Source organism: Ferdinandcohnia sp. QZ13 (genome assembly GCF_031324165.1).
Taxonomy (GTDB): Bacteria; Bacillota; Bacilli; order Bacillales; family Bacillaceae_L; genus Ferdinandcohnia.
Window position 1 is genome coordinate 1090187 of record NZ_JAVIVW010000001.1, and the last position, 13221, is coordinate 1103407.

General features: G+C 40.1%; 14 protein-coding genes, 1 tRNA gene, 3 pseudogenes and 1 riboswitch. Of the genes and pseudogenes, 6 read left to right on the top strand and 12 right to left on the bottom strand.

The genetic code is table 11. The features are described from left to right. Nucleotides 1–268: 268 nt before the first annotated feature. Together RGU12_RS05250 and RGU12_RS23820 are read right to left on the bottom strand one after the other, a co-directional pair. Nucleotides 269–436: a hypothetical protein gene (locus RGU12_RS05250; RefSeq protein WP_309535124.1), complete on the bottom strand. Its 168-nt coding sequence runs from the start codon at nt 434–436 to the stop codon at nt 269–271. A gap of 546 nt (nt 437–982) precedes the next feature. Then, nucleotides 983–1057: pseudogene (locus tag RGU12_RS23820) on the bottom strand (DNA/RNA non-specific endonuclease); the annotation flags it as partial. Here RGU12_RS23820 and RGU12_RS05255 point away from each other — a divergent pair. Continuing rightward, nucleotides 1056–1196: pseudogene (locus RGU12_RS05255) on the top strand (site-specific integrase); the annotation flags it as partial. The pseudogenes RGU12_RS23820 and RGU12_RS05255 sit on opposite strands and share 2 nt — an antisense overlap. Nucleotides 1197–1316: 120 nt before the next feature. Here RGU12_RS05255 and RGU12_RS05260 read toward each other — a convergent pair. Continuing rightward, nucleotides 1317–1389 (bottom strand) — tRNA-Val (locus tag RGU12_RS05260). A gap of 174 nt (nt 1390–1563) precedes the next feature. Further along, nucleotides 1564–1720: riboswitch (cyclic di-AMP (ydaO/yuaA leader) on the top strand. Between the two features lie 136 nt (nt 1721–1856). On the opposite strand from RGU12_RS05260, the gene RGU12_RS05265 reads away from it, so the two are divergent. The 4 genes from RGU12_RS05265 (at nt 1857) to RGU12_RS05280 (ending at nt 4964) form a co-directional block, all read left to right on the top strand. Further along, nucleotides 1857–3086, top strand: a complete 1230-nt coding sequence (locus RGU12_RS05265; RefSeq protein ID WP_309535125.1) for a dicarboxylate/amino acid:cation symporter — start codon at nt 1857–1859, stop codon at nt 3084–3086. A 93-nt stretch (nt 3087–3179) separates the two neighbouring features. Then, the gene (locus tag RGU12_RS05270) at nt 3180–3902 is read left to right on the top strand and encodes an alpha/beta hydrolase (protein WP_309535126.1); all 723 of its coding nucleotides are present in this window, start codon (nt 3180–3182) and stop codon (nt 3900–3902) included. 116 nt (nt 3903–4018) lie between these two features. Beyond that, nucleotides 4019–4534 (top strand): YjcG family protein, encoded by a 516-nt coding sequence (locus tag RGU12_RS05275; RefSeq protein WP_309535127.1) that lies wholly within the window; start codon nt 4019–4021, stop codon nt 4532–4534. 7 nt (nt 4535–4541) lie between these two features. Further along, nucleotides 4542–4964, top strand: a complete 423-nt coding sequence (locus RGU12_RS05280; RefSeq protein WP_309535128.1) for a GNAT family N-acetyltransferase — start codon at nt 4542–4544, stop codon at nt 4962–4964. 214 nt (nt 4965–5178) lie between these two features. Here the strand turns inward: RGU12_RS05280 and RGU12_RS05285 are convergent, their stop codons facing one another. The 7 genes and pseudogenes from RGU12_RS05285 to RGU12_RS05315 all read right to left on the bottom strand — a co-directional run bounded on the left by RGU12_RS05285 (nt 5179) and on the right by RGU12_RS05315 (nt 9404). Continuing rightward, on the bottom strand, nt 5179–5421 hold the full coding sequence (locus tag RGU12_RS05285) for a hypothetical protein (protein ID WP_309535129.1): 243 nt from the start codon (nt 5419–5421) through the stop codon (nt 5179–5181). 129 nt (nt 5422–5550) lie between these two features. Further along, nucleotides 5551–5805 (bottom strand): sporulation-specific transcription regulator SpoVIF, encoded by a 255-nt coding sequence (gene spoVIF, locus RGU12_RS05290; protein WP_116351067.1) that lies wholly within the window; start codon nt 5803–5805, stop codon nt 5551–5553. A gap of 140 nt (nt 5806–5945) precedes the next feature. After that, entirely contained in the window at nt 5946–6083 is a 138-nt protein-coding gene (locus tag RGU12_RS05295; RefSeq protein WP_026021714.1) for a YjcZ family sporulation protein, read from the bottom strand. A gap of 101 nt (nt 6084–6184) precedes the next feature. After that, the gene (gene yjzK, locus RGU12_RS05300; RefSeq protein WP_505307730.1) at nt 6185–6511 is read right to left on the bottom strand and encodes a protein YjzK; all 327 of its coding nucleotides are present in this window, start codon (nt 6509–6511) and stop codon (nt 6185–6187) included. Between the two features lie 69 nt (nt 6512–6580). Further along, a pseudogene (locus RGU12_RS05305) lies at nt 6581–7901 on the bottom strand (S8 family peptidase). Nucleotides 7902–8043: 142 nt separating this feature from the next. Further along, nucleotides 8044–8904, bottom strand: a complete 861-nt coding sequence (locus tag RGU12_RS05310; RefSeq protein WP_309535131.1) for a hypothetical protein — start codon at nt 8902–8904, stop codon at nt 8044–8046. Nucleotides 8905–9092: 188 nt separating this feature from the next. After that, nucleotides 9093–9404, bottom strand: a complete 312-nt coding sequence (locus RGU12_RS05315) for a hypothetical protein (RefSeq protein ID WP_309536309.1) — start codon at nt 9402–9404, stop codon at nt 9093–9095. Nucleotides 9405–9541: 137 nt separating this feature from the next. Here RGU12_RS05315 and RGU12_RS23825 point away from each other — a divergent pair, with 137 nt between their 5' ends. After that, a complete protein-coding gene (locus RGU12_RS23825; RefSeq protein WP_483867246.1) occupies nt 9542–11209 on the top strand; it encodes a hypothetical protein in 1668 nt (555 codons plus the stop codon). 226 nt (nt 11210–11435) lie between these two features. Here the strand turns inward: RGU12_RS23825 and RGU12_RS05325 are convergent, their stop codons facing one another. After that, nucleotides 11436–12536: a glycosyltransferase gene (locus tag RGU12_RS05325; protein WP_309535132.1), complete on the bottom strand. Its 1101-nt coding sequence runs from the start codon at nt 12534–12536 to the stop codon at nt 11436–11438. Between the two features lie 92 nt (nt 12537–12628). After that, the gene (locus RGU12_RS05330) at nt 12629–13081 is read right to left on the bottom strand and encodes an S-Ena type endospore appendage (protein WP_309535133.1); all 453 of its coding nucleotides are present in this window, start codon (nt 13079–13081) and stop codon (nt 12629–12631) included. Nucleotides 13082–13221: the final 140 nt, after the last annotated feature.

Genomic DNA, 13221 nt, shown 5'->3' on the forward strand with positions numbered 1-13221 from the left:
TTATGTTTTCTTATAGGTCTCTGTTACTAATCATTGAGCCTATTTCTTTTTCCTCCAAATTTTATCTATTGTTTTTTTCCATGGAATGGTTATGCTTCTTTCTGCCGGTGGATGAAAGACCGAAACAAAATAAAACTTCAGTAGAAACATACAACATGAAAACAGCAAAAACGAATAGTAATTGTTACTTTTTTAAAGAAACTTTCTACAATTCGTATGGCATATTGCTGTAAGAGCATTGGTCCTAAAATCTGGCTTGGGACTTCTTTTATAACTTCAATAACAATCTTTGTCCCTTTAGCAATATTGCAACCTTTACATAATACCAAGCATTGTCATCGACATTTGCTGTATTAGGCTTAGAGTCATTCTGTTTGGTTGTGTTCTTGAAACGTCGGTCACCCAAAAAATCTTGATAGACAAATTTTAACGACACAAAAAACCACTCCCTAATTTTTATAGGAAGTGGTTTTTGATATTGATATAGGTTTATTCAATGACTACTTCTCAGAATGAAGTAAAAATTGAGCGAAAAATAGTAATAACTATTTCTCAAATGTATGGCTTAAAAGCCTTACATCATGCCGCCCATAAGGTGAGAGTGTGTAATATCTTACACACTTTGTGCGACAAGTGCGGTATATCAAGGTTGTTCTAAATTCTTCCTGTAACATCTTTAACTTGATTTTACCGTTTTTCACTGGATAGCGTTAGCAAAATGTTAGCAAAATCAAGCGGATAGTTGTTACGGTTGTTCACACATTCTACATGTGACGAATGCATGAGAATTATCTCTGTCTTCCCAATGAAGAGTTATAACTCCGCCAGACAACGAATGTTGACAGTTTCACATGTATACATTATTTCACTCCTCACATCTTTTTCTATACTTAGGCAGACGCCTTTGTATAAGCGTTTACCCATGTTTGATGTCCTTCTAACGAACTTTCGTTCATTTATTTTGTCTCAAAGTTCGAGGGGCTTACTCACCCACCATACCGTCACCATCACGATCATCCATATATTGGTACAACCAATGATCAGAGGTAATTGGCATACCTAAGGACGTTCATGTGAAAGTTATTTCTGAAAGATTAGGTCACAGTAATATTAAAATCACATTGGATACTTACTCTCATGTCCTACCGACGATGCAGGCAGAGGCTGTTCGAAAACTGAACGAGATTATAAATTAATTTTTCTTGTGACCAGAATGTGACCAAGCTGAAATTAAGAAACCAGTTTTATCCAATTTATATAAAAATAAAAAAGCTACAAACGTTGATACATCAACGATTATAGCTTAATTTTTGTGATGATTCCGATTGGGCTCGAACCAACGACCTCTACCCTGTCAAGGTAGCGCTCTCCCAGCTGAGCTACGGAATCAATGTATTAGAATAATATATAATATACATGTGTATTTAAGGTTTGTCAATTAGAATCTATTAATTCATAATTTAACACCTAAGAATTTTTAACAAGGTTAACAACGTAATTAATACGTTTTCATTGACATAATGTCATTTTAACTGTATATATATAGTATTGAGGCAAATTATAACTTAATATTCGCTGAATTCCCATTTTTAGGGAAACGGGGGAACCAAAACGTGCAAAAATAAATGCACTCGGGGTGAATCCTTTATTAGTAAAGGTAGGAAAATACTCTTCATCCGAATCCGACAGCTAACCTCGTAAGCATTTGGAGAGAGCATTGTTGCGCAAATCAACTTTCAGGCCACGAGCCATACTCTCGTGGTCTTTTGTGTCTCCAAAAATATGCTTTTCATCGTAATTCACAATTCCCTTTTGCTTTCAACTCACATTTAACTACATCTTTGAGGAGGTTTTTTATGTCATTAACTAAAAAGATTTTATTAGGTTTAGGTTTAGGTGCGGTTGTTGGACTTATTTTAAATGTAACATCACCGACCGCTTTTGATTTTGCAAATACCTATGTCTTTGTCCCACTAGGTAAGATCTTCTTGAATTTAATTAAAATGCTTGTTGTTCCTATTGTCTTAGTATCTATTACTCTAGGAGTTACAGGACTTGGTGATCCTAAGAAGCTTGGGAGAATTGGAGCAAAAACGATTACTTACTTTTTAGCAACAACTACAATTGCCATTACAATCGCAATAGCTCTTGCCTCAATTTTCAAGCCAGGTGCTGGTGGAGGATTTAATACGGAAGGGGCAACCTACGATGGCGCAACTGAAGCTCCTCCTGTTATGGAAACGTTAATAAATATTATTCCAACGAATCCTTTTACAGCAATGAATGATGGAAATATGCTTCAAATCATTGCTTTTGCTATTTTTATAGGATTTGCTTTAACAGTTTTGGGTGAAAAAACAAAGGGAATTATAAATTTGTTTGAACAGGCAAATGAAATCTTGATGTATCTTGTTAATCTTGTTATGAAGACGGCTCCATATGGAACGTTTGGATTAATTGCAACTGCAATTGGAGGCCAAGGATATGCTGCGATTAAAGCAATGCTCGCGTATTTCTTAATCGTACTTGCTGCCTTACTCATCCATGCTGTTGTCACATATGGTGGCACAATTGCGTTAATTGCAAAACGAAATCCAATCGAGTTTTTTAAAGGATTCGCACCTGCCATGACAGTTGCATTTAGTACATCAAGTAGTAATGCAACACTTCCAGTTTCAATGGAGACTGCACAAAAAAATCTGAAGGTTCCCGAACCTATTAGTAGTTTTGTTCAACCATTAGGTGCAACAATTAATATGGATGGAACGGCCATCATGCAAGGTGTTGCAACTATTTTCATAGCACAGGTCTATGGATTTGACCTTTCATTTTCTCAAATTTTAGTGGTAATCTTAACCGCTGTTCTTGCGAGTATTGGTACAGCTGGTGTTCCTGGCGTTGGTTTAATCATGCTGGCGATGGTACTAACTGCGGTTGGTTTACCACCAGAAGGTATTGGATTAATTATCGGTATTGACCGCTTACTTGATATGACACGTACCGCTATCAATATCACAGGTGATGCGGCATGTGCGGTTTATGTAGCAGAATCTGAAAAGAAACACATGGATGAAGCAACTGCTTAATCCAGTATGAAGCGACAGGGATTTTCCCTGTCGCTTTCCTTTTTAAAACGGTATAATAAAAGAGTAAATTGTTGATTTGGAGGATTTAAAATCATGGTTAATAAGGGCACAGTTAGGGAAATGACTATACATAGTAAGATTTTAAATGAAGAACTTGAGCTGATTATTTATTTACCAGCATCCTACTCTCCCCTTTATAAATACAATATTCTTATCGCCCAAGATGGACGTGATTATTTTAATCTTGGCAGGATTGCACGGGTTGCTGATAAGTTGTTAGAAACAGGCGAAATTAGCAATACCATCATTATTGGGGTTCCTTATAAAAGCGTTGCAGACCGACGTAGGAAGTACCATCCAGATGGTGAGCAGCATCATTTATATAAGCGTTTTTTAGGAGAGGAACTGGTGCCATTTCTTGATCAAGAGTTCCCAACATATCAAATGGGGCAAGGACGCGCACTGATTGGGGATTCACTGGCTGCGACTATATCACTTTTAACAGCACTCGAATATCCTCATACTTTTGGTAAAGTGATGTTGCAATCACCTCTTGTAAATGAACACGTCATTCAGAAGATTAAAAATTTTGAAGAACCACACCTCCTTGATTTATATCATGTGATAGGAACTGGGGAAACCGAAGTGAAAACAACAAGGGGGGATATTGAAGATTTTTTAACCCCAAATCGTGAATTGCACGACCTCATTGTAAAAAAAGGATTCCCCTATTTTTATGAGGAATTCAATGGCAACCACACTTGGAAGTATTGGCAGCCTGATTTGCCAAGAGCCCTTTCAAAAATATTAAAATAACCTAATTGGTATTCTATCATTTTCAGATATTTGATATAATTGTGTTATTATTTTCCGTATTTCTACATTAGGTACTTCTCGTTTTGATTTATTAATCCATAAGGAGGGCAATAAAAATGAAATATGGCATTGTTATCTTCCCGTCCAAAAAACTTCAAGACAAGGTTAATTCATATCGTAAACGATATGATCCACACTACGCATTAATTCCACCACATCTTACGGTTAAAAATGCATTTGAAGCATCCGATGAAGAAATCCAGGATATTACAAGGGAATTAGAAACGGTTTCGAAACAGGTTGAACCATTTACATTAAAGGTTCTAAAGGTTAGTTCCTTTTCCCCTGTAAATAATGTCATTTACTTGAAAGTAGATCCGAATGAAGAATTACAAAAACTACACAACGCCCTTCACTCTGGTTATTTTGCAGGAGAACCCGAGTATGCGTTTGTTCCCCATATTACAATTGGGCAAAAGCTATCGAGTGATGAGCATTCAGATGTGTATGGTCAATTACGCATGCTAAAAATGGAACACGAGGAGCAAATTGACCGCATCCATCTTCTTTATCAGCTAGAGAACGGTTCATGGACCGTTTATGAAACATTTCGTTTAGGAAAGGAAAATTAAACACAGCATGGAAGTACGAATCGTAACAAACAACAAAGAACAAGACGATGCCTATACAATCCGTAAAGTGGTCTTCGTTGATGAACAAAATGTACCTCTTGAAGAAGAAATTGATCAATTTGAAGATGAGGCTACACATATTGTCCTTTATGATCATAATGAACCTGTTGGAGCTGGGCGTTTCCGTGAGCTAGACGGATACGGTAAAGTAGAACGTATTTGCGTCCTTGCTTCACACCGTAAAAAAGGGGCAGGGAATTTGATTATGCAAAAGATGGAGGACATTGCGAAAGAGCAAGGCATTTCGAAATTAAAGCTCAATGCTCAAACACACGCGGAAAACTTCTATAAGAAATTAGGATATGAAACGGTATCAGATATTTTCATGGATGCTGGTATACCTCATGTCACGATGATTAAAGAATTATAAGTTTAGACAGGATGTCACCTATGAGGCATCCTTTTTTTGGATGATTACATTGGTAAGTGATGGCGTATTAATTCAAGAGAATTTAAAGGAAAGTGGTCAGAAAGTTGGTTGCATTCGGAATTGAAAAGCCAAGGTGTATCTACGTATAAAGATTTACTTTACGCAGAATGGAGAGAAGAGGAAGGCTTGTACGTTCAAGAATTCTAGCCTTCCTTTATATAGACTCGTTAAAAAGTAATCCTTTGCCGGTATATTGTGCACGGATGTTTTCAATATATTGGCTTTGTTTTTTCGTCAATGTTTTTCGGTCAACTTGGTGTAGATCATATGAACGCTCATTTACGTTCAAGACAAGCGGATTTACTTGATGAAGTTTCATTTGATTTGTTTTATAGGTTGTGGTACGGTGCACATATTGAGTATATTGTTCATTGTTGATGGGTAATATATAGCCCATTTTTTTGCCCTCCTCCCTTTTTTATTACATATGTATGGTCTTGATGTTCTATTATAAAATTCGAGTCTAGACTTGTATTTGTAGGGGTATATATAGAAAAGGTCTGACCATTTCGCCAGACCCCTTTCCTTATTTTTTGTTAATCATTTTTGAAATGGTGTTAAAGTCCATTTTTTCCTTGCCATTAACGATGCTATTAACAATTTTGTCTTCAAGTTGTTGATTTACTGGTTTTTTTGCAATTTTAGAGACCTTTCTAATTACGTTACGAACGGTATTCTCATCTTTAAAATTTGCATTTTGCAAAGAGTTTGCAAGCTTGAATACTTCCTGCATATCTACGCCTGTTTTCTTTTCGATATTCTTAAAAAAATTATTATCCATTTCGAAGCCTCCTTACATTGTGTTATATCGTATGACCCCCGCCTACAAGTGGTGCGCAGGTTGGGGAAAAAACTATCTTTTTTTTAAATGTAGAAAGTACGAGCCGATCGACTCGTACTTCTACTTTTGGAATGCTGTGATTAGTTATAGAAAGAAGCACCTACAATAATTAATAGGATGAATAATACGACGATTAAAACAAAAGTTGATCCGCCGTAGAATCCGCCGTAACCATAGCCTCCATAGCCGTATCCACAACCACCGAATCCGTAGCCCATATTTTGCACCTCCTCATAAAAGAGTACATTATAAACTATGTTTTACGGGTTGTTTTTGTGAGGACAGGAGCACAGGGCAACTGCGGAAATTAAGAAAATAATTATTCTCCCATCTTTTTTTCTAACTCGCCTTGTTTCTTTGAAAACCATTGATCGAGTTTTTCCATTTTGGGCTCAAGTTCTTTTTCGAATCCTTGAGCCTGTGTATCTAACTGGTTTAATCCCTTTTCGTGTTCTAAAACCCTTCCATCAAGCTTTCCCATCATTGTTTCAAGCTCTTTTTCAAATCCACTAGCCGACTTATCCAGCTGGTTTAATCCCTTTTCATTTTCTGCTGCCCATTTATCTAACTTCCCGATCGCTTCCTCATGGTCGTTAGAATAATCAGTCATAAAACGGTCAATTTCATTCTCAAATTTTCTACTCAGTTACCTACACCTCCAATTACTCTATTAAATGCTAAAAACAGGCTACTTGAGCCTGTTTTTAGTAAAAAGTTATTTGATTGAGTTCTGTGCATTAAAATAGCCAGCACCATACGTATTGTAATCGACGCCCTTCCATTTATCTGCACCATCCAGTAAATCCTTTTTGATATTATCAGGAGTAAACCGTTTATTCTGTTTCTTCTTATTTTCAATCATTAATGGTACAACACCTGCACAGAATGGCGTAGCCATTGAAGTACCAGTTAAGGTAAGATAACTCTCATCAACACGATTCGCTTTTTGGAACTTATCAAGATAAGAATTTGAGGAACGTAATGAGACGATATTTACACCTGGAGCTACAATATCTGGTTTTGGAACATTATAGATTGTTGGTCCCCTACTTGAAAATTCAGCAATCGTGTCGTCCCTGAGATCATCATGCGTATTTTTATCATCGAGAGCACCAACAATAATGACTTTATTGCTTATACCTGGACTTGCAATTGTATTTGGTTCGTCACCTTCATTTCCAGCAGCAACACAAACAACCATTCCGCTGTCCCATGCTTTTTCAACAATCTGAACCATCGGGTCAGCATCTTCATTGCTTAAACGTTGAGCAGTTGCTCCAAGCGACATAGAAATAATATCAATCTTGGGTTTGGTCGAATCCTGATTGTTAAGAATACACCATTCTACACCTATCTAATGAACCTGAACCCAGTTTGTCCAATACTTTTACACCAACAACGATTGCTTTTGGTGCAGGAGCCTTATATTTCCCTTCAGAAGCCATTCCATTACCAGCTGCATCACCCGCACAATGGGTACCATGTCCATTATCATCATAAGGTTCCACATTACCATTAACCAAATCTTCGAATCTTATAATCCTTCCTTCCAAATCTTGATGAGGATAAAATCCAGTATCAATAACTGCGATTGTTACACCTTCACCAGTTAATTCAGTCCCATTTCGAACAACTCGTTCGGCCCTGCCTGCTGGAGTTGCAACATTTAATAACGCCTTTACCTCCGAATTTAAATAGACTCGTTTTACATTCGTACAGGTTTTTAAAAGCTCCTCTAAACCGGCTGCTGTAACAGTTGCTGAGGAACTTGGAATGGTTTTAAATTCATAGTTGAGCTTGCACCCATAATGACGATCCATCACTTTTTTCACATTGTCCTGAACTTCATTTTGATCTGTGTACTTGATAATTACTTGAAACTTCCTAGTTTTCTTTATTATTTTTTCGAGTGTTTTGTGCAAAAAACACGGTGTCCATTTAAAAGGACGATATAGATTTATTAAGTTTTTTCTAAGATTTTTGTCCATTTTTGAACCATGGGTTCTAGTAAATTGAACCATTGAAAAGCCAAACAACTCTCTCACCTCATATTTACCATTGGAATAAATTATGAAAGTGGAGAGAGATTTGCGGCGGTGTTTGTCCAAGGATAAGTGCCTTTTTTGTAAAATAAGGAGGCTGTTCATGTGAACAGCCTCCTAAAAAATCTACTTCCTACTAAGTCAATGTTGCAAATCCTTGAACTGTTGTGATTTCGCATTGATTTAAAATCCAAACCCTACCTGGGGTCTCACTATTAGTATCTGTAACCCTGACTACACCTTGACCGATATCATTGGCAGTGCGTATAAAGACGTTTTGGAGATTATTGAACTGTCCTGTGGCAGTTGTATCAATATCAATGCTTTGACCAGTTACACGTAATAGAAATTCGCGAACGGATTCCTCACAGCAATCATTACAGTTTTCTATATCATTTGGCAGATCTAAATTATTTAGTATTGCAACAGTAGCTGCATCATTTGCAGTAATTCCTACAACATTACAAATAGGAAAGGCTGCATTACGTCGATTAGTTCCCATACCAGGTACTGTTCCAACAACAACAAAGCCATTTACGACGTCTTGAATGGTAAAATTATTGTTACCTTGACCAATTCCAGTTTGATCGATTGTACCGATGTCTACTTGCACGTCTGGAGACATATCAGCCAAGTCTGCTAATACTTCTCTCATAGCTTCTGTACAACAGTCGCAAGTTGGGCATTCACAAACTCCCGTTGGACCTGTTGCCCCAGTTGCGCCTGTTGCCCCAGTTGCGCCGGTTGCTCCAGTTGCTCCTGTTGCTCCAGTTGCCCCGGTTGCTCCAGTTGCCCCGGTTGCTCCAGTTGCTCCAGTTGCCCCGGTTGCTCCAGTGGCTCCAGTGGCTCCAGTGGCTCCAGTGGCTCCTGTTGGACCTGTTGGACCGGTTGGGCCTGGAGGGCCAGTTGGACCGGTTTTACCTTTTGGACCTCTCGGGCCACTTACACAGCATTTTGAGCATTCGCAATCATCATGATGAAAATGAATTCCTGACAATTTGGTTCACCTCTATCAACGAAATTTTAAATCTTTATATAGTATTAATTCAATACATTCGCTGACTCGGCGCATGTCCTAAGTTAAAAGATTTTTGCAAAAAAACGATTAAAGGCATTGAAACTATAGGTTTCAATGCCTTATCATTATTTCTTTCTTTAATAGTACATAGACTTAACAATATCAAATTATGCTTCGTTTAGTAATACAAGTGTCAAAGATGCACTATTGACCTTTGATCTAGTTCCAACTGGGTCGATAGAAGGATTAATATGGTCTGTCGTTCCAACATTTCTAAGTGTTATAATATCGCCAGCTGCTATTGAAATAATCGCTTCTCCCACCACTTGTAATTTTGGAGTAACACTAGTTGCAAGACCAGCAATTCCTGTACCAAATAAAGATTGTGGAACTGGAGTTGTACCTTTAAAAATCTGATAAGCTGCTTCATTCGGATGCGGATTACCATCATCTGTAAACGTTACAATATAATTTACCAAATAGTCACCAGCTACTAGTACTCGTACCCCTGTAAAACCAGTAGTAGGTGTGGTAACAGGATTTGCATGTTGAAACCCATCTGTACAAGGGGCATCATCTTTATTAAATACAATTGATTCGTTGTTACCAAGATTATATGTTACAGCTTCATCATAAAAATAAACTTGGCAATATTCTTCTCTACATTCACATTCTCCTGTTGCACCTTTTGGACCTGTTGCTCCTGTTGCTCCAGTTGCTCCAGTGGCTCCAGTGGCTCCAGTGGCTCCTGTTGCTCCAGTCGCTCCAGTTGCTCCAGTTGCTCCAGTTGCTCCAGTGGCTCCAGTCGCTCCAGTCGCTCCAGTGGCTCCAGTGGCTCCAGTTGCTCCAGTGGCTCCAGTGGCTCCAGTGGCTCCAGTGGCTCCTGTTGCTCCAGTTGCTCCAGTTGCTCCAGTTGCTCCAGTGGCTCCAGTGGCTCCAGTGGCTCCAGTGGCTCCAGTGGCTCCAGTCGCTCCAGTGGCTCCAGTCGCTCCAGTTGCTCCAGTGGCTCCAGTGGCTCCAGTTGCTCCTGTTGCTCCAGTTGCTCCAGTGGCTCCAGTGGCTCCTGTTGCTCCTGTTGCTCCTGTTGCTCCAGTGGCTCCTGTTGCTCCTGTTGCTCCAGTGGCTCCAGTTGCTCCAGTCGCTCCAGTGGCTCCAGTCGCTCCAGTCGCTCCAGTTGCTCCAGTGGCTCCAGTTGCTCCAGTCGCTCCAGTGGCTCCTGTTGCTCCAGTCGCTCCAGTGGCTCCAGTTGCTCCAGTGGCTCCAGTGGCTCCTGTTGCTCCAGTCGCTCCAGTTGCTCCAGTGGCTCCAGTGGCTCCTGTTGCTCCAGTCGCTCCAGTCGCTCCAGTGGCTCCTGTTGCTCCAGTTGCTCCAGTGGCTCCAGTGGCTCCAGTGGCTCCAGTGGCTCCTGTTGCTCCAGTTGCTCCAGTGGCTCCAGTGGCTCCAGTGGCTCCTGTTGCTCCAGTCGCTCCAGTTGCTCCAGTGGCTCCAGTCGCTCCAGTGGCTCCAGTCGCTCCAGTCGCTCCAGTGGCTCCAGTTGCTCCAGTTGCTCCAGTTGCTCCAGTCGCTCCAGTGGCTCCAGTCGCTCCAGTCGCTCCAGTGGCTCCAGTGGCTCCAGTGGCTCCAGTGGCTCCAGTGGCTCCAGTGGCTCCAGTGGCTCCAGTGGCTCCAGTGGCTCCAGTGGCTCCAGTGGCTCCAGTGGCTCCAGTGGCTCCAGTCGCTCCAGTCGCTCCAGTGGCTCCAGTGGCTCCAGTCGCTCCAGTCGCTCCAGTCGCTCCAGTCGCTCCAGTTGCTCCAGTCGCTCCAGTCGCTCCAGTGGCTCCAGTGGCTCCAGTCGCTCCAGTCGCTCCAGTCGCTCCAGTCGCTCCAGTTGCTCCAGTGGCTCCAGTGGCTCCAGTGGCTCCAGTTGCTCCAGTGGCTCCAGTGGCTCCAGTGGCTCCAGTGGCTCCAGTGGCTCCAGTGGCTCCAGTGGCTCCAGTCGCTCCAGTCGCTCCAGTGGCTCCAGTGGCTCCAGTGGCTCCAGTGGCTCCAGTGGCTCCAGTGGCTCCAGTGGCTCCAGTGGCTCCAGTTGCTCCAGTGGCTCCAGTGGCTCCAGTGGCTCCAGTGGCTCCAGTGGCTCCAGTCGCTCCAGTGGCTCCAGTTGCTCCAGTGGCTCCAGTGGCTCCAGTGGCTCCAGTGGCTCCAGTGGCTCCAGTGGCTCCAGTTGCTCCAGTGGCTCCAGTTGCTCCGGTGGCTCCGGTGGCTCCAGGCGGTCCTGTTGGACCTGTTGGACCACGTTTACCTCTAGGACCACTCATACAACATTTTGAACACGAACAATCATCGTCATGATCATGATGAAATCTAATACCTGCCAATTCATTTTCACCTCTTTCAAATAGTTTCCTTATAATCTATTGAAAAAGGAAAATGCTTGTATCGGCGTAAAACCAATAAAAGAGGAAAAAATAGAAAAATGTACGAATGTCACATCAACTTATTCATTACCAATATAAAAAGGCATAAGATTATACCTATGCCTCTACATTACTTTCATCTTTTTGAATTGATAACTTCGTTTCTAAAAGCTTTTTATTATTTAAAACACTCTCATCGTCTGGTCGATATTCTCTTGCAATTTCATTATGATAATATGCTTTCTCATAATCACCAAGGTTGTAATAACAAACACACAGATTAATATGTGGTACCCATGTGGTATAAGCTGGGTTAAAAAATCCCCAATTTTCCTTTGGTCTTTCATATTTTGTTGCCAGCTCATACCAAAATTTTGAGGCTTCATATTTTTTCTTACTACGCAAGTAATATCCAATTTTGCAACTAATCTCGGGTCTTGGTCGATCATATTCGAACGATTTATAAAGCGCTTCTTTCTGCTTTTCCGTATTACCTAGCTTTCCATAGCAATCTGCTAATCTTCCACACGCAGAAATTTTATCCTCTACCCACCCTGCATTCATATTTAGAAAGGTCAGATAATTTTCAATCGCTTTTTCTGTATGACCATTTTCATCAAGTTCATTTGCATAGTAATAATAATCCCGTGGACTAAATGTATCCCCGCGTTTAAGTCTATTTTCATATATCGCTAAATTTCTTCCTGTAGAATGATGTACTCTTTTATGAGAAACACAAATATCTGTATCGAGTATCTTCCCATCTACCTGTAAATACACATGACAATCTCCATACCATTGGAAGTTTCTACTTCTTTTTACGAGTCGATTTCTCCGAAAACTCAAAGTTACATTGCCATATTTATCAAATCCATAATTATAAATCATCGAAACAGAATCAACAGCCGGATCTAATGTTTGCTTTAACTCTAAAAATTTTTTCTGATCTTCTTCAAAAAGTACATCATCAGCATCTAACCATAAAATATAATCCATTGTTGCATGGCTAAAGGAATAATTTCTTGCAGGTGCAAAATCTCCTACCCATTCAAATTCATAAATTTTATCAGTAAATTCCCTTGCGATTTCCATTGAACGATCTGTTGAACCTGTATCTACAATGATGATTTCATCGGCAATATCCTTAGCAGAATTAAGACAGTTCCATAGGGTTGCTTCTTCATCCTTCACAATCATACATAGACTAATTGTAATCAATTCTTGTACCTCCGCCCATTTAAAACTTTATCTATTTACATAAAAATAAGTACGGGTATGATTTAGACAAATCAATACCCGCAAAATTATGACTAGTGGTGACAACCGCAATCTTCATGATCATGTTCATGATGGTCACATTTTACCTGAAAACGTGGAGTAATACAGATTTTCCCTGAACAGAAGTTATCGCTGTCACTCGCAGCACCTCCGGCATTGCTAGGACACTCAACCTCTATTCTATTAAAGTTTGCTGCTGTAAATGTCATACAGCTTCCGCCAAATACAGTAAAGGGACCAGAAACAAGTTGATTGTCTTTGAAAAACCTAACTTTGACACTGCTCTCGCCGTCACAGTTTACAGAAATAAAACCTGAGGCGAATACATTTACACCTGCAGCAACATAAACATTTTGCTTTTGACCAGGTGGTATACACCATTCGCAGCAAAGTTTGTCTTTGACGAAATCGCAGGATTCTTTTTTAAAATCCTTATGTTTTCCACAACAATCATTGCAATCACAAGAATCATGACATCTTCTCACTATTTGCACCTCCTACAATATTTAATCCATATATTTGTATTTCTACATTACAAGATTTGAAACGGCTCATTTACTATATTGAGAATAAAATATTATCATTTGATATTTATGTTAAAAAACTTGTTAATTTAAAACCAGGT

Excerpts from the sequence above, each read along its gene's own strand:
- spoVIF (WP_116351067.1), bottom strand. The coding sequence starts at position 5,805 with ATGGATAATAATTTTTTTAAGAATATCGAAAAGAAAACAGGCGTAGAT.
- RGU12_RS05285 (WP_309535129.1), bottom strand. The coding sequence starts at position 5,421 with ATGGGCTATATATTACCCATCAACAATGAACAATATACTCAATATGTG.
- RGU12_RS05270 (WP_309535126.1), top strand. The coding sequence starts at position 3,180 with ATGGTTAATAAGGGCACAGTTAGGGAAATGACTATACATAGTAAGATT.
- RGU12_RS05275 (WP_309535127.1), top strand. The coding sequence starts at position 4,019 with ATGAAATATGGCATTGTTATCTTCCCGTCCAAAAAACTTCAAGACAAG.
- RGU12_RS05295 (WP_026021714.1), bottom strand. The coding sequence starts at position 6,083 with ATGGGCTACGGATTCGGTGGTTGTGGATACGGCTATGGAGGCTATGGT.
- RGU12_RS23825 (WP_483867246.1), top strand. The coding sequence starts at position 9,542 with ATGTTACAGCTTCATCATAAAAATAAACTTGGCAATATTCTTCTCTAC.
- RGU12_RS05265 (WP_309535125.1), top strand. The coding sequence starts at position 1,857 with ATGTCATTAACTAAAAAGATTTTATTAGGTTTAGGTTTAGGTGCGGTT.
- RGU12_RS05280 (WP_309535128.1), top strand. The coding sequence starts at position 4,542 with ATGGAAGTACGAATCGTAACAAACAACAAAGAACAAGACGATGCCTAT.